The following is a 17,159-nucleotide window of genomic DNA, read 5'->3' as shown; positions in this document are numbered from 1 at the left end:
AACATGGTGGCTGAAGGCATAGGTTGTGTGGTAACTCCCTAATGGTTTTCAGCCACCTTTTTTTCAAGCTAATTTCTTATCCGCGATTCAGGTTAATATAAATTAACGCCCTGCAAAATCAAATACACCATTTAAAATAATGTTTTTATTCACTTCATCAGCAAGAGTTCCTTTAAGTGTTAGCATCGTATTTTTAAAGGTTACTTGGTTGTTTTTTGGGTCATAGCTTACCCCTTGGCATGATTGAGTTGCATTACATTCATAATTGTATTGTATTTCCTCTAACAATAATCCTGTACTAGGATTGGGATTATTTCTTGTTGCTTTGAAATCAATTTTCTTAATTTTATTATCAATGATGCTGACATCGATCGTATAATTTCCGAATTTTTGTATATTATGATTGCTAACGTCGAAATACAAAGCGGGCTGGACGGAGTGTAGAGTATCCTCATTTTTTAAAACAGGTGTTATTTGAAGTTGAGTGAATGGTTTGTTAACTTTTAATGAGCCATCAAGTTGTAAATTGGTCTTAGCGCATTCAGATGGAACAGGCATATTGGGAAATAATGGTGCATTATTTTCATAGCTATATACTGCTTGGTTAAATGCTAAAGTAATATCATTAGAATTTTCAGTCGGCTGAATAGATCCGAGTTCTTTAACTGGGAGTGTTAGAAGCGAAGACATACACGCACCAGAGAAGCCATACAATACTTCAGTTTGCAGTGAAGACGCTATAGCGAGATTGTCTTTAAGGTAGGTCGTAAACTCACCTAATTTTAAATCCGCATCAATTCCGTTATCAGTATGTGAACTAAAAAAGAGTGCACTTGTTTCTGGATCATAAATTGCTCCCATTAAAGAAATAGCTTGCTGGTTTGCAGAAATATTCAATTGGCTGGTTTTTCTTATATTTTGCAAAGTTTGTGGAGGAGTTGAGAGGGAACCAGAAAGTTTTCCGTTTAAAGAAATATCGCTTTTTTCAATTGCGGATTGATTATCTTTATTGATTGGAGAAAGACTTGTAATATTTGGGGTTGATAGTTTTGTATTAACGAAATTGATTTCACTATAGCCCGTTTTTTCATCAAATTTAATATCAATATTCTTACAAGAGTCAAAAGCAAAGGATTCTGAGCAAGCAAAAAGATTTGGTTTCGATAGGTTTTGAATTTTCTCATTGAGATAGTTCTCACCAATAGAAATGTTCAATATTTTCTTTAGAATTGGGTCGTAATTAACATGTAGAGTATTGGCTATATCATTTTTATCGAAATTAAAACTAAATATAATTGAAGCAGTACCTTTGTCAAAATGATGCGTAACTGAGTAAGCATTCATATCTTCATCTTGATTGCTACTTCTTCCTACAATTTGAATGATTGGATCTGAATCTTTTTGGAGTGTTAGATTACTTTCAAATGTTGTTGTAAAAGCTGCTGGGTGAGTTGTATTGTTTGCTTTATGCTCGCTATCACTTCCCCCACAAGCTGAAAGTAGTAGTGATGTAGCTAAAAGAGCGGCATAGGATTTTGCATTTAACATTTTAATATTCTACATAGGATTATTTTTAGAGTTGAATAATAACTATTAGTGATGGTGTTTTGAAGTATTTAATGGAATTAGTTTAATAAAAAGCCTAATCAATAATTAGGCTTTTGTTTTTGAATAAATGCAAACTTATAAAGCCACCTCAATTCCCCGACGTAAATTTAATTGGTCGAGTTTAGAATTTTCATCAATTTTCGCATAGGCTTTAGGGAGTATACGGCGTGCTGCTTTATTCACCCTTTTCTCTAACCAAATAGGCATTTTCATCGCAAGAGGATTCGTTTCTGTGGTTGAAGCATCGGTCATCACGCGTGTTCCCATGATGTAATCAAACCAAGGTCGCGTGACACACCAGTTTGCATTTTGATTACTGGTCATGTGGTGGTCATAGTGCCAAGGAATACGCTTTTTTGCATATTCTGGGTCTAAATGTGATTTTGCATGAACTTTCCAGTAGTTCCAAATCCCATAATATAAGCCTGCTGTAAAAAATGGTGCAACGGGAAGAAAGACTGTTGCAGCAGCAGTTAAACCATATAATGCTGTTTTTTCATTATAAATCTCAGCATTTTTAAACATCGATTCTGCATAGCCTTCATCATGAAAGCCATTTAAACGAGCACGTTTGTGATGTGCAATATGAGTAAAGAAGGGGCTATTTCTGTTCTTGCTTGGAAATTCATGTAGCCATACCTTATGAAAATACCATTCCATCCCATTCGCAACAAAAACACCTACTGGAAAACCGATCATATTCGCTTACCTCATAAAACATGATCAGATTTTAGAAACATAGCGCTGATTTTTTTTGACTGAACGGGCAGTTATAATCTGCCGATTAAATCAACTTATTGTTGTTTTCGTAGTCGATAGGCTGTTGGTGTTTCACCAGTCCAACGTTTAAAAGCTCTTGAGAATGCAGATGGTTCAGAGAATCCAGTAAGATATACGATTTGATCAATAGATTCTTGGGTCTGAGAGAGTAAGCGCCGAGCAAGTCGTTCACGATATTGCGCAATTACTTTTTCATAAGTTGTATTCAAAAGTTGCAAATCCGCTCTTAAACTGCGGGCGCTGCGGTTTAATCTTCTCGCAACAATGTTCTGATCAAACTCACTCGATTCCAATAATCCGCTGGCCAAGATCTTTTCTATCTCATCAATAAGTTGATGTTTGTGTAAAAGCTCAAGTTGTGAGGCGGCATGGTGTTCATGGATTTTTAATAACTCAGGTTCATAAGCAGGCGAATGATGGTCTAATAATTTCGCATCAAAGAAAATACAGCCTTCAGTTTGCCCAAGTCTGACATTACACCCCCATATTTTTTTATATTCATCTAGCTTGGCACCTTCATCGTAAGGAAGCCAAATTTCAGAAGGTGTAAAAGCATCTTCACTTATATATTTGAAGAACGTAAGCAAAATTCCTATCGCACATTCTAAATAGTGTCTAACTGGATGGTTTAGACCTGAAATGATCGCAATCTCATTGTCATGGTATTCGAGTTTAAAAGACAGCGCATCAGTGAGTAATGCTTGATAGCGAATAGTGCGTTGTAATCCTTCACCAAAGGTTGGACTACTGAGAAAAAGATATTCAATCACTTGTCCACGGAAGGGTGGAACATGGCTACCAACATGTAAGCCAATATCCTGATCTTGGCTAAAATGTTCCGCAGCGCGCCAAAATCGTTGTTGAGTAGCGTTATCACGACGGACGAATTTATCAGGCGGTTGGTCAGGTAAGTGAACACTGGCAAAGATAGCGGCCGCATCAAGGTTCATCTTGTGCATGGTTTGATAAACCATCCATAGAAAGATGCCTGCATCACTGGTTTTTCGAGAAAGCATATAAACAAAGTAAATATAAGTTTTAAAATAATATACGCTGTTCTTTTTAGGATAGAAATGGAAAAGATCTAATAAAAGAAAGGGCACTTACAATTACAGTAAGTACCCGATGTGCTTATTCAGTTACTTCTACAGTCACGCTATAAGTATAGCTTTCAGCGATTGGTTGTTTGGTATTGTCACTATTTGCTTCAGGATAAACGCCAGTAATTAAATAAATACCAGCTTGCTCCAATTTAACTTCTAATTCGCCTTTTGTATTGGTTTTGACATGTGGAAGTTCACGTCTTTCATTTGCGGTGTAATTGCTCGCACCTTTGAAAATATCAAATTCAACATTCGGTACAGGTTTACCATTCATTAACACGACTGCTTTTAATGCTTCGCCTGCATAAAGTTCATTTGGATGCGTGATAAATTTAAGCTCAAAGCCTTTATTGCTCACAGTAGGAATAGGACTTGGTTTGCCCTTGGTCACGAAACTTTCAGCAATATAATGATTGATTGTTTGTGCTGTTTTAGCTTTTGCTGGAACTTTGTCTTCAGTAATGAAACGAGGTGGCTGTTGAGTCGCTGGTGCTGCTGGTTTTTGCTCATTATTGGCGGTTGTTGGTGTTGGCATATTATTCATAGGACGTGGCGGACGTACACGTAACCAACGACCATCAATCAATGCGTATTTACTTGGGTTGCCTGTCGCATTTTGTGTGCGAATACGATAAGTTCCTTCGCCATCAAGACTAAATTCAGCGATATTAAATGTTTTGAGTTCTGCCGCTGCATTGACTTGCTGATTGCGACCATTCGGTGTTGTTATTTGATAACTGGTTTTAAAATTACGGCTAGGAACAAAGAATTTTTCTATGGTTATACCGCTTTGGAAGCTGACGTTATCAGATTTACTATCGAATACTTCTGGTAATACAAAAGGGCTAGCTGTATGAGCATGGCTTAAAATAGGTAATACAGACAATAACGAAATGGTCAGTAAATGACGCATCATATACCTCAGCTTACAAATTAATAAAAGATTGTAACAATCTACTTGATAACGAGTATCAATTGCAATATTATTTTTACTAAATTTTGGAGTTAAAGTTATGTCATCAGGTGCTGTATTACTTCGTCCAATCAATTTGGTTTTTCGTTTATCTCCACTGATGGCCGCGATGGCAATAATGGCTTCTCCAGTACAGGCGACTATCCCAACAGTTGATTCAGCAATCGCACCACCGAGCATCGCTAAAGATGCACAAGCTGCAAGCTATCAGTTTCACCAAGATCATGTTTTAGGAACGTCATTGGATGTGATCGTGACGACATCGGAACAAGCTGATGCTGAGAAAGCTTTGCAAGCCATTCAAGCAGAAATTGCTCGACTCGATCAAATTTTATCGGTGTGGCGTGATGATAGTGAAATTAGCCAATTAAATCGTGAGCAAACTATTTCTGCTTCATCCGAACTTTATGATGTGATTGCTGCTTGTGAGCAATGGCGTAGTGCAACCTGTGGTGGTTTTGATGCACGCTTAGGGCAGTTGATCCAACTTTGGGAGCAGAGTAATGATGTACAGCGTCTCGATCTCGATACGCAAGAAACCTTGCTACAGCAACTTAAAACACAAAGTATCGAATTAAATTCACAAACCAAGCAAATCACAACGAGTTCAGCGATCAAAATCGTTCCAGATGCTTATGCCAAAGGTTATGTGATCGACCGCGCTTTAATTGCGGCAAAGAAAGCAGTGCCACACTTACAAGGTATCTTGATTGATATTGGTGGAGATATGCGTGTTTGGGGACAATCGCCAAACCAAACAGGTTGGAAAATTGGTATACAAGACCCAAATGAACATTTTGATAATGCAGCACCCGCGCAAATTCTAAATATTAAAGATCAAGCGGTCGCGTTTAGTGGTCAAGGCTATCGCCAACTTGCGGGACAGTCTCACTTAGTCAATCCGCAAACAGGTATGCCCGTGCAGCAGGTCGAACAATGTGTTGTTGTCGGACAGTGTGCAGCGGATGCAGATGCCTTAGCTACGGCATTGACGGCAATGACCCCACTTGACGGCATGCAGTTGATTGAGCAGTTGGTCGGTTATGAGGCACAGCTTGTAACGCGTGATGGTACACATTATCAAAGTACAGGTTGGTCATCTTTGTTAGATGCAAATCAACCAGCAGTGATGCGTCATGTTGCTTCAAGCGGTGAGGCGACTGCTTGGCCAAAAGGTTATCAAGCGCAGTTAGAGGTGAATATTCCTAAGCTCGCGGTTGAGAAATATCGAGCGCCTTATGTTTCGATTTGGGTGACAGATACCGACAAAAAGTTGGTTCGTACGCTTGCAGTATGGGGCAATGATGAAAAATGGATCAACTCCAATTATGTGTGGTGGCGTCGTTATGGTCGTCAAATGACAAATCTTGATGCAGTCGCAAAACCATCACGTCAACCAGGACAATATCGTTTGGCTTGGGATGGTAAAGATGAACAAGGAAAAGTGGTGAAGGCTGGACAATATGTGATTCACATCGAAACTTCACGCGAACATGGTGATCGTTCTTATCAAACTTTTGAATTGGATGTTGCACCAAAAGCAGTGAACAAAACACTACCAGCTCAAACTGAAATTGGTACGCTTAAACTGAATTTCCAACGTGGTGCTTAAATCTATTCACCACTAAATCAATGGGGCTTGTCTCTTGTATCAACGCCGTGATTTTTACCGCCATGCACGTTATGTGCATGGTTGGCTCTCCGCATTTGCCTTTATTGCGCTTATTTTCTTCTCCGTTACGGGTTTGTTATTAAATCATCCAGAGTGGTTTAAACCAGCACAACAGGAACAAAGTAACACCATTATTTTACCTGAACAGTTAATGCGGACGGTTGCGGAGCAAGAAAACCCAACGCAAACGCTTTTGGATTATTTACGCCAACAACAGTCTTTGGTTGGGAGATATCAAAGCAGTGAAATATTAGACGGAGAAGTGATGATTCGTCTCGATAGCCCTGCGGGTTCGACTGATATTTGGGTGCTATTGGATACTGCCGAAGCAGAAATCACGATGAAGCCAGCATCTACTGTTTCATTGTTAAATGATTTACATCGCGGTAAGAATGTAGGCGCGGGTTGGAGCTGGTTAATTGACATCAGTGCGGTGATCATCGTGTTGTTGTCATTGGCTGGATATATCCTGTTTTTAACCTTAAAAACCCGATTATTGACACATCTGACGCTTACAGCGGTGAGTTTAGCACTGATTACCCTCCTGATCTGGTCAGCGGTTTAAGGGGCGCAATATGACTCAGCCATTATTTTTGGTGATTTGTGCATTACTGTTTTTATTACTAGTGCATATATTTATTATCATTTATTTATTTTGGCGGCAGTTTAGCCAACGTATTGATACTGACATCAATGCACAACAATATTTGGTGGTTTATGCCAGTCAAACTGGACAAGCTGAGGCTTGGGCAAAACATACCGCTGAACAATTAAAAATCATTCATGAAGAAAAAGTTGAGTTGCTGGATATCCAACAACTCAACTATCAACACTTGCAACAGCCGAGTACGATATTGTGGGTGGTGAGCACTTATGGCGAGGGTGATGCACCAGATACTGCACAAAATTTTGTGCATAAAATTCTGAATCAGTCCTTAGATCTATCGCATTTGTCTTTTGCAGTTTTGGCATTTGGAGATAAACGCTATTCGAATTTTTGTCAGTTTGGGCAGAGAATTGAACAATGGCTATTGCAGCATAATGCACAAGCATTATTTCCTACCGTATTGGTAGATCAACTCAATAGCGATGATCTAGAACAATGGTTAATTGGTTTAGAGCAACTCACCTCAACCACATTCACCACGATAGCACTTGATAAAGAAATGCTTGCCTTTAAATTTGCCCATCGGCAATGTCTAAATACAGGAACTGTTGGTGAAGCAATTTATAAAGTTCAATTGATTGCTGATCGGGATATATCTTGGTCATCGGGTGATATTTTGGAAATCCAATGTGAAAATGACATTACCGAGATTCAACATTTTTTAGACACTCATCGGCAGGAACACTCAGATGATTTGGTCGCCAAACTAGGAAGATTAAATTTAAGAAAACCTCCTACGCGAATAGGCCTCTCGTTGCTAGAGTGGATTGCACAATTCGAAGTATTGCCCAAGCGTGAGTATTCAATTGCAAGTTTGCCTGAACAAGGTTTAGTTGAATTGGTGGTGAGACAACAACAAACTGAAACAGGTTTGGGCTTAGGTTCGGGTTGGTTAACGGTTGGACTGGAACAAAATCAACCTGTTCACGCATCGATACGAAATAACCCAAGTTTTCATTTACAGCAGGATGACAAGCCCATAATTTTGATTGGCAATGGTACGGGTATCGCTGGTTTAGTTGCGCATTTGCGTCAAAGAGAACACTGGGGTTACAAGAAAAACTGGCTCATTTTTGGTGAAAGACAACAGCAATTTGATCATTTATATCAGACGGAGATTGCGTACTGGCAGCAGCATGGTTACTTGCCACACGTGGATTACGCCTTTTCGCGTGATCAGACAGAAAAAATCTATGTGCAAGATCGTTTAAGGCAACAATCATCTCGTTTACAAGAGTGGATAGCACAGGGAGCGCTGATCTACGTCTGCGGTAGTTTAAAAGGGATGGCAAGCGGTGTAGATCAAGTGCTCGAAGAACTTCTGGGTACTGAGCAGTTGCAACAACTTAAACGGGAACAGCGTTATTTGCGTGATGTTTATTAAAGATTATCCTTTAGACTTTAAGGCGTTTGCTCAGAGATCAGCGCTTTGATTTTTGTGGCTTTCTCAAAATGATCTAATTTATGTTCCATAATCCACCAATGCGCTGCTTCCATCAAGCGTTCAGGGTCATCATTTTTATTGGCGAAAAAAGCATAGAAAGATAGCCCAACATTACTGCCTTTTTTCTCAATTTTTTCATCACAAATTTTCAGGATTCGCGTTTTAAGTTCAGCTCTCATTTTTTCTCTTTGGTCTGTTAATGCATTAAATTTCAACTGTATTTGTACATAATAACAGTCATGCTGCAAACGATCATTCAGCTAGTGTCTATTTTTCATAAGATAAACACACATCCTATCTATTTCTTCAATATAAGTAGGAGGAAAAAAGCCAACGACAAAAGTCATTGGCTTTTTATGAGACGATGTTCGGTTTATGTCAACAGACCCTAGGAATATTAAAACTTCTTTTCGAGCGTGAATTGATAGCTAGGAACACTCTCATTGGTTCTAGCTTGATAGAGACGACCATCAGATTGATGAGTTAAACGTTCTTTAGCATCTGTGCTGAGTACGTTATTTAGGTTTAAACTGGCTGCCCAACCCTCTGTAAAGCGTTTGGTTGCACTGAGATTCAGGCTAAAACGTTGATTGGTGGTTCGATCATAAGGTTGACCATCTAAAGCGCGTGTAAATTCTGGTGTGTAGCTGATATTGAAGCTGCTTGAAACTTGCCAAGGTTTGAAACTATGCGATAAACCTGCGCTGGCGTTGTATGGTGCCACATCACTGACGAGACGCTCTTTGTGTTGCCCATCTTCAATTTTGGCGCGGATGGTGGAGATTTGCCCGTTGAGCATAAGTGCATGACCTGCTTCAGTTTGTTTTAGGGCATAACGAGCAGAAAGCTCAGCACCATAGGTGGTGGCCTCATCTTGGTTTTGTGGACGCTCGACATAGCGAGTATTTTCCAGCGCAATGACTTTTTCGATATAGTCTTTAATTTGACGATGGTACGCCGTTAAGCTCACACCGCCACTGGCAGAATCATAAGCAAGCGTTGATTCAACGGCGCGTACTTTTTCTGCTTTGAGATTTGGATTGCCACCACGATCAGGGTTGTTTAATGAGCCTGCATCACTATCTGTCGAAACAGTGACGGTAGGAATCAAACGGTCTGATTTGGGGCTACGGAAAGCCTGACTTAAATTGGTTTGAATTGACCACTGATCATTGAGGCTCAAGCGATAAGCAATTACAGGACTTAAATGTTGATCTTGATAATCAACCAAACCTGAACGATTTAACCATTCTTGCCTTGCGCCTAAGGTAATCGTTTGACGATCAGTCAGCCGCCAGCTTCCTTCGCCATAAACTGCATAACGTTGTTCATCTAGGCTTGGGCTGACATTGCTATCGAGTTCATTAAAACGTGAATCCAAGCCAAATTTGATTTGACGATTTGCATCCAGTTTTCTTAAGCCATCATAAGCCAGACCATATTCATGTATGGTTTCATCCGTATAAATGCGGCTTTGAGTGGAGCGAGTTAGCTGAGTTTCTGTTTGGCGTTCTACTGAGAAGCGGATTTTATCACTGAACTCTTTATCTTTACGTTCATAGCGGGTATTTAGGCGGATACTGTCATTTTTATCATCTTGGGTTTGATTTGCTGAGTATCCTTGCATTTTGATGTTGCGATAAAATAACTCGGCAATGATTTTTTGTTGGTCATCGAGATCATATTGTAGACGAGGCGAAAACATTTGCATGCTGCGATTTATCGTACGTAGGTTTTCACGAGTTCCTGTTTCAGATTCGATTTTTGAAACTGAAGTATTATCGATCCACATTTGATTGGCAGAGAAACTATAAGACCACTGGTTTTCACGACCATCTGCTTGGATATTGATCTGCTTTCGTTCAGATTCTTGCTGACCACTGTCGCGCAGACCATAACCTAGCTTGACCGTACCATTTAAGCGCGTATTCAGAGGCTCTTTTAAAATAATATTAATGACCGCTGAAGAAGCGACTGAAGATTGAGCCACACTTGGTTGCTTTATAACCTCGATACGCTCAATCATTTCAGGCGTAATCGTGTCAATAACTGACATACCACCACGTGGTCCGCCTTGTACAGGTTCACCATTAATCAAAAATGTTGGCGCACCACCCCCACGAAAACGCATACCAGAAGCACCACCGCCACCGCGAGGACCGTGTCCTGTTGGGAGTTGAAAGCCCGCTGCTCGACGTAAAGCATCCATCACAGATTGATCGCCATATTGGAGCATTTCTTCACGACTGATAATGGTTTTGGGAACTGCATTTATATCATCGTCATGTTGTTTTTGGGGATCTACAGTAGCGTTGATGCGCAGGGTTGGCAGTACTTGAGTTGCTGCTTCAACGGGAGTCGCAGAGGGATCAACAGCATTTGCAAAAAGTGGGGAACTCATGCCAATTAGTGCAGAACTGAGAACACTCAATTTTCCATAATCGCGTGGATGCTTCATTTTCAATACCCCAAAGAAGAACAGATCAAATTGTTTTGTGTAGCTTAATGTAAGATTGTGTAGAAAAATGGAATTTATATCTGATAAAGCACAGATTTAAGAAATATTTGTATGACTGTCTAAATAAAACAATCGTCCTTTATTTGCATCGAATAATACATGTCTTTCATGAATCCCTTTTGTTGCTTCTGCTGTGGGAAATACATAAAACCATGTAAAGAATGATGAAAGCAGTTTAATAAATCATCGATATAGCGAAAATTAATACGAAAGTTGGTGAAAATGAGAATTATTTTTATTAAAATTGTATCGTTTTTTTAATCTTTATTTTTTTAATTTTTCGTCTGAACTGTTTTTTGGAATTTTTATGAAATCTTCACATTTAGGCTTGTATCAAAAGCCTATTTTTAAGTTTACTTTGCTCAGTATGATGATGCTGCAAGTGCAATATGCAATTGCAAATGAACAAACTGCGGTGATGCCGACCATTAAAATTGAGGCGATGAGTGAGCTTGATCCGATCAAAAGCTATATTGATTATGATCAGGCAAGTGTGACGCGTAATGGGTTAAAGAAGAAAGATATTCCTCAAACCATTGATACGATCGATGTGCAAAAATATAAAATCTATGGTGCAAATGATTTAAGCGTGATGCTACAAGGTACGCCAGGTGTATCAACGACATATGATACGCGTGGTGACGGTATTATGATTCGTGGATTCAGTGCTGATACCAGTGATATCTACCGGAATGGTGTACGCGAAGGGGGGCAAGTTCGTCGTAGTACTGCCAATGTAGAACGTATTGAGATTCTAAAAGGTCCAGCTTCTGTGTTGTATGGGCGTGGAGCAGGTGGCGGTGTAGTAAATATGGTGACTAAGTTCGCCAATTTTGACTCTAAAAGTTCTGTAGGTATCTTTGGCGGTTCTTATGACAATATTGGGGGTACCTTAGATATCAATCAAGTGGTGAATGATAATTGGGCGGTACGTTTAGTTGGTGAAAAATCTGATACCAATAGCTTCCGTTTGGGTATTGGCACAAAACAATCTATGTTTTCACCCAGTGTGACTTATCGCAGTGATGATGAGAAGTTGTTATGGACTACAGAGTATACCTATGACAAATTAGATCGTATTCCTGATCGTGGTCCATCATTTTCGGTATTAAGTCGTTTCCCTGAAAATATTTTAAGAGAAACAGGCTTTGCAACAGCATCAGATTTTATCGTTGATGAATTACAAACGGTACGTACCGATCTAAAATATGAATTTGCACCAGATTGGAAATTTCATTGGGCATTGAGCTATCGTCAAGCTAATCAAGATTTCGATAATTTCTTTGGTGGAAGTTATTGTACTGATGACACGAAAGGGTGCAAACCTGGCTATATCAAGCAATCATATGCTTGGCAAGAAACCATGAATAAGACCACGACAAATACCTTTGATATTACGGGCAAGTTTAATACGGGTAAATTAGAACATCAGGTAATGGTGGGGGCTGATTGGTCACATGAAGATCGTGAACCGAAGTTAGGTAATTATTCAAGCGGAGATAAGGCAGGATTATATTATCAATTAATTAATCCTTATAACGTTAAGGATTATCAAACTTCTTTCAATCGTAATAATGGTCGACCAAATGCAACATCCTATACTCATCAAAACAATGATAGTTTGGCATTTTTTGTACAGGATCTTATCTCGTTAACACCGACATTAAAGATGATGCTGGGCGCACGATATGACCAATATGAAGTAAAAACTCGCGATACTTTAATTGGTTCAAAAACATATGGGCAGTCAGTCACAATGGATGCTGAAACCTTTAGCCCGAATGTAGGTTTTGTTTGGCAACCAGTAGATAATCAGAGTTTTTATACCTCTTATAGTAAAAGCTTTGCACCGTTTGGTGGCAGTGCAGGGGTTTCACCATTTACTAATGGTACCGTTGATTTGAGGACGGTGAATGCTGAACCGCAATATAATGAGCAATACGAAATTGGTGTAAAAAGTGATTGGTTTAATGATCGCTTGAATACTCAGTTTTCTGTATTTGATATCCGTAAGAAAAATATTCGTTATAAGCCCGATCCAGATAATCGCCCTTTTGATTATGTAGTCGGCGGTGAACATCAGTCAAAAGGAGCTGAATTTAGCTTTATTGGTCGTGTACTGGATAATGTGTTTATTCGCGGTGGCTATGGATATACAGATGCAAAAGTGAAAGATGATAAAGATCCAAAATCTGCTAACACTGGTCACTACTTAGCAAACACAGCTAAAAATACTGGTAATTTATTCATTCGTTATCTACCTGTTGAAAATATTTATACGGAAGTTGGTGCAACTTATAATGGTTCTCTTTACACGAATATTTCCAATAACCCAGATACCAAGCTTGATGGCTGGACGCGTTTAGATGCTGCGGTTGGTTACAAAGGTGAGCATTGGGGTGCAACTTTAGCTGTGAGTAATCTTACAGATAAAGTGTATTGGAGATCGAACACAATGCCGGGAACACCTCGCAACTTCTTGGTGCGTTTAAATTACCAGTTCTAATAAGTTAATTTAATGCTATTAAAGAGCGGTTTTGCTTAAGCAAAGCTGCTCTTTTTAATATGTAACAGCGTATAAGTAGGGGAAGACATCGGGTATTGTTCACTCAAATTGAAGTGTTAAAGAATTTCAACTATATGTTGTTGAAAAGACTAAATATATAAATTACACATTAAGTTTCTTATTTTTAAAAGCATAATGATAAACTCTAAAAAAAATATGGTGAATTACATTGTAATTACATTTATTTCGCCATTTATCCTTAAAAAAGTAGAATATTTCACATTCTTTGCTAATCTTAAAGAAAACGGTGAAGCAGAGATAATAATAATGAAGATCGTACTTATACTATTACTTATATTTTCTATCGGTATCTTGGGCTATTCAACGCATGTAGATGCCCAAACGAAAAAACGCCAAGAGCTTATGAAAGTTGTTCATGATGCTGAGCATAGTTTGAATGAAATTCAGCATAGCCCACATACAAATTTACCCACACTGAAACAGAGTCATTGATGTCTGAATATCATGATGCTTAGACGGTCCAATTTGATGCATTTCAGCTTGTGATCAAATATTTTTTTAATTTTCGATTCGCAAGTTTTCGATAGAATCTGTTAAAATATTTACCATTAAATAAAAAGCTGCATATTTGTTATGCAGCTTTTTATATTTTTAATTGCGGAATTCGATTTATCCAAGTTTTAGATGTAACACGTATCAAGCTGGCATATAGATTGCTTTTAGCTTTGTATACCTTTTGGTTTAAATTCAAAAAATATTTGAAACACAAAGGTATAGATTTCATCTCCTACGATCCTAGATTTTAACAGGTGCTATTATGGCAATGCCTAATGCTTCGGCTGGTTTGTTAGAACGCTTATTTAAACTAAGTGAAAACAAAACCAACTTTAGAACAGAAGTTCTAGCAGGTGTAACTACATTTTTGACCATGTGTTACATCATTATTGTAAATCCAATGATTCTTTCTGAAACAGGAATGGATCATGGTGCCGTATTTGTTGCTACCTGTTTGGCTGCTGCAATTGGCTGTTTAGTGATGGGGTTGATTGCAAACTATCCAATTGCGCTCGCACCTGGTATGGGGTTGAATGCTTATTTTACCTATTCTGTTTGTTTAGGTATGGGCGTTCCTTGGGAAACTGCTTTAGCAGCGGTGTTTATTTCGGGGATTGTATTCTTAGCAATTAGCTTTATGAAGATTCGGGAAGCGATTGTGAACGCGATCCCGATGTCATTGAAGTTAGCGATTGGTGGCGGTATTGGTTTATTCCTTGCCTTAATTGCGCTAAAAAATGCAGGTATCATTGTTGATAATCCAGCAACTTTGGTGGCTTTAGGTGATATTAAACAACCCTCTGTATTGTTGGCTTTATTTGGCTTTTTAATGATTGTGGTATTACACCAGTTCAAAATTCGTGGTGCGATCATTATCAGTATTTTAGTGATCACTGCGATAGCCACTGCTTTGGGCCTAAATGAATTTAAAGGTGTTGTTGGTCAAGTTCCATCTCTAGCGCCGACATTCATGCAAATGGACTTTGAAGGCTTGTTTACTGCCAGCATGATCGGCGTTATTTTCGTATTTTTTATTGTCGATTTATTTGATAGTACGGGAACTTTGGTGGGGGTTTCTCATCGCGCTGGTTTATTGAAAGATGGTAAGTTACCGCGTTTGAAAAAGGCATTGTTTGCTGATTCTTCTGCAATTGTTGCAGGTGCAGCATTAGGGACATCTTCAACTACCCCTTATATCGAATCTGCTTCTGGCGTTGCTGCGGGTGGTCGTACAGGTTTAACGGCTGTCGTGGTTGCGGTATTATTTGTTGGATGTTTATTTCTAGCACCGCTTGCGCAATCTGTACCAGGTTTTGCGACCGCACCTGCATTGTTATTTATTGGCGTATTAATGATTCAGGGTATCACTCATATCGATTGGGATGATATTACTGAGGCTGTTCCAGCATTTTTAACCATCGTATTTATGCCATTTACCTATTCAATCGCGGATGGGATTGCAATGGGCTTTATCAGTTATGCGTTGGTGAAACTACTTACGGGCAAGGCGAAAACAGTACCTTATATGGTTTGGATTATCGCTGCGCTTTGGGTATTTAAGTTTGCGGTGTTTGGCGGTTAAGCTGAGTATTTTTTTACATTCTCTTTTTGAGCTGTTTTCATTACAGCTCATCCTTCAAAGAGAATCATAAAAAAGGGGTGTACCCATTTTGGCAACACCCTTTTTTCTTTAGACGTGGAGTTAATATGAATCAAGTCGAGCTGATTCGTGCTTTACCCAAAGCCGAGTTGCATGTGCATATTGAAGGGACTTTTGAACCAGAACTGATGTTTGCAATTGCACAGCGTAATCAGATTCAGATTCCTTATCAATCAGTTGAGGAAGTGAAGCAAGCTTATAACTTCCATAATCTTCAATCTTTTCTAGATATTTATTATGCAGGCGCAAATGTGCTTGTGCATGAACAAGACTTTTATGATCTTGCTTGGGCATATTTTGAGAAATGTGCTGAAGATCGTGTGGTGCATACAGAAATGTTTTTTGATCCGCAAACACATACTGAGCGTGGTGTAGAGTTTGCTACCGTCATTGCTGGCTTAAAACGTGCGTGTAAAGATGCCAAAGAGAAGCTTGGGATTAGTTCACAGTTAATCATGTGTTTCTTGCGTCATCTAAGTGAAGAGAAAGCTTTTGAGACACTTGAGCAAGCATTACCCTTCAAAGATGACATTATCGCAATTGGACTAGATTCAAGTGAAGTCGGGCATCCGCCAGCAAAATTTGAGCGTGTATTCGCTAAAGCGCGCGAAGCAGGTTTCTTGATTGTTGCACATGCAGGTGAGGAAGGTCCGCCAGAATATATCTGGGAAGCTTTGGACTTGCTCAAAGTGAACCGTATTGATCATGGGGTGCGCTCTGAAGAAGACGAGCAACTCATGGCACGCTTAATTGCTGAGAAGATGCCTTTAACGGTTTGCCCACTCAGTAATTTAAAATTGTGTGTGGTCAATGATATGAAAGAACACAATATCCGCCGTTTATTGCAAAAGGGCGTACATGTGACCGTGAACTCGGATGATCCTTCGTATTTCGGTGGTTACATGAATGATAATTTCTTTGCCATTCAACAGGCTTTAGATTTAAGCCATGATGAATTAAAACAACTTGCCATCAACTCTTTCGAGGCTTCATTTATTTCTGATGAAGATAAGCAAAAGTGGATCAGTGAAGTAAAGAAAATATAAGTTAAAAAAACCGCGTAATGCGGTTTTTTTATGATCAAAATTTATTTCGGACGACGTATCATACTCAGTAATACATTATCTTTATCAATAAAATGATGTTTAATCGCTGCTAAGGCATGCCCAACAATCAGTAAGCCCGCAAACCAAGATATGTAAATATGTAAGGGTTTAACGATTGCCAGAAGCTCTGGATTATCTTGTACTAAGCGTGGTATCTCAAATAAATATAAAACTGGAGCTGGATGTCCAGCGCTCCAACTAAACAAACAACCGGTAATCGGTAAAGCCAAAAGCATTAAGTAAAGTAAGAAATGTCCAACATGGGCCAACCTTTTCATCGTCGGTGACATGGTGTTTGGTAATTGTGGAACGGGATGGGTGTAGCGCCAAAAAATACGAATGACAACTAAGAAGATAATTGTAGTTGCAATATTCTTATGCAGTGTAATCACGCTTCCTTTAAAACTACCATCAACGTCATAGCTGAGAAAATTACCACTATAAAAGCCGATAAGCCAAGCGATAATAAAAATAGCAGCCATGAGCCAATGCAAAACTTGTGCTGTGCGTGTGTAGTATTGTGCTGAGGTTGACATCGCAACATCC

14 protein-coding genes are annotated in these 17,159 nt (G+C 39.1%); 7 read left to right on the top strand and 7 right to left on the bottom strand.

What is annotated here, in order from left to right; translation table 11 throughout:
* Nucleotides 1-102 precede the first annotated feature (102 nt).
* From MMO38_RS07925 to MMO38_RS07910, 4 genes are all read right to left on the bottom strand, one after another.
* Nucleotides 103-1,548 carry a hypothetical protein gene (locus MMO38_RS07925; RefSeq protein ID WP_241323180.1) on the bottom strand — a complete coding sequence of 482 codons (1,446 nt, stop codon included), beginning with the start codon at nt 1,546-1,548 and terminating at the stop codon, nt 103-105.
* A 135-nt stretch (nt 1,549-1,683) separates the two neighbouring features.
* Nucleotides 1,684-2,307, bottom strand: a complete 624-nt coding sequence (locus MMO38_RS07920) for a sterol desaturase family protein (protein ID WP_241323179.1) — start codon at nt 2,305-2,307, stop codon at nt 1,684-1,686.
* Between the two features lie 95 nt (nt 2,308-2,402).
* Nucleotides 2,403-3,404 carry an AraC family transcriptional regulator gene (locus MMO38_RS07915; RefSeq protein ID WP_004670593.1) on the bottom strand — a complete coding sequence of 334 codons (1,002 nt, stop codon included), beginning with the start codon at nt 3,402-3,404 and terminating at the stop codon, nt 2,403-2,405.
* Nucleotides 3,405-3,519: 115 nt separating this feature from the next.
* The gene (locus MMO38_RS07910) at nt 3,520-4,404 is read right to left on the bottom strand and encodes a DUF4198 domain-containing protein (RefSeq protein ID WP_004670594.1); all 885 of its coding nucleotides are present in this window, start codon (nt 4,402-4,404) and stop codon (nt 3,520-3,522) included.
* 100 nt (nt 4,405-4,504) lie between these two features.
* Between MMO38_RS07910 and MMO38_RS07905 the strand changes: the two genes are divergently transcribed.
* From MMO38_RS07905 to MMO38_RS07895, 3 genes are read left to right on the top strand one after another with little or no spacing between them, the layout of a single operon-like run.
* Entirely contained in the window at nt 4,505-6,076 is a 1,572-nt protein-coding gene (locus tag MMO38_RS07905; protein WP_241323178.1) for a DUF2271 domain-containing protein, read from the top strand.
* Nucleotides 6,077-6,110: 34 nt separating this feature from the next.
* Nucleotides 6,111-6,701: a PepSY-associated TM helix domain-containing protein gene (locus MMO38_RS07900; RefSeq protein ID WP_004670596.1), complete on the top strand. Its 591-nt coding sequence runs from the start codon at nt 6,111-6,113 to the stop codon at nt 6,699-6,701.
* Between the two features lie 10 nt (nt 6,702-6,711).
* Entirely contained in the window at nt 6,712-8,187 is a 1,476-nt protein-coding gene (locus MMO38_RS07895) for a sulfite reductase subunit alpha (protein WP_241323177.1), read from the top strand.
* A gap of 17 nt (nt 8,188-8,204) precedes the next feature.
* Here MMO38_RS07895 and MMO38_RS07890 read toward each other — a convergent pair whose 3' ends face one another.
* Nucleotides 8,205-8,426: a DUF6500 family protein gene (locus MMO38_RS07890; protein WP_005197569.1), complete on the bottom strand. Its 222-nt coding sequence runs from the start codon at nt 8,424-8,426 to the stop codon at nt 8,205-8,207.
* Nucleotides 8,427-8,644: 218 nt separating this feature from the next.
* Nucleotides 8,645-10,705, bottom strand: coding sequence for a TonB-dependent receptor (locus tag MMO38_RS07885; RefSeq protein WP_241323176.1), 2,061 nt, complete (start codon nt 10,703-10,705; stop codon nt 8,645-8,647).
* A 367-nt stretch (nt 10,706-11,072) separates the two neighbouring features.
* Between MMO38_RS07885 and MMO38_RS07880 the strand changes: the two genes are divergently transcribed.
* From MMO38_RS07880 to MMO38_RS07865, 4 genes are all read left to right on the top strand, one after another.
* Nucleotides 11,073-13,271 (top strand): TonB-dependent siderophore receptor, encoded by a 2,199-nt coding sequence (locus MMO38_RS07880; protein WP_241323175.1) that lies wholly within the window; start codon nt 11,073-11,075, stop codon nt 13,269-13,271.
* Between the two features lie 327 nt (nt 13,272-13,598).
* Nucleotides 13,599-13,784 (top strand): hypothetical protein, encoded by a 186-nt coding sequence (locus MMO38_RS07875; RefSeq protein ID WP_004670602.1) that lies wholly within the window; start codon nt 13,599-13,601, stop codon nt 13,782-13,784.
* A gap of 325 nt (nt 13,785-14,109) precedes the next feature.
* Nucleotides 14,110-15,429 (top strand): NCS2 family permease, encoded by a 1,320-nt coding sequence (locus MMO38_RS07870; protein ID WP_004670603.1) that lies wholly within the window; start codon nt 14,110-14,112, stop codon nt 15,427-15,429.
* Nucleotides 15,430-15,554: 125 nt separating this feature from the next.
* The gene (locus MMO38_RS07865; RefSeq protein WP_241323174.1) at nt 15,555-16,553 is read left to right on the top strand and encodes an adenosine deaminase; all 999 of its coding nucleotides are present in this window, start codon (nt 15,555-15,557) and stop codon (nt 16,551-16,553) included.
* A 41-nt stretch (nt 16,554-16,594) separates the two neighbouring features.
* Here the strand turns inward: MMO38_RS07865 and MMO38_RS07860 are convergent, their stop codons facing one another.
* A complete protein-coding gene (locus MMO38_RS07860) occupies nt 16,595-17,149 on the bottom strand; it encodes a cytochrome b (RefSeq protein WP_241323173.1) in 555 nt (184 codons plus the stop codon).
* Between the last annotated feature and the right edge of the window lie 10 nt (nt 17,150-17,159).

Source organism: Acinetobacter sp. NIPH 1852 (assembly GCF_022549455.1).
GTDB lineage: Bacteria > Pseudomonadota > Gammaproteobacteria > Pseudomonadales > Moraxellaceae > Acinetobacter.
Note: the sequence above shows the minus strand (reverse complement) of the source record. Positions and strands in the feature narration are given on the sequence as shown.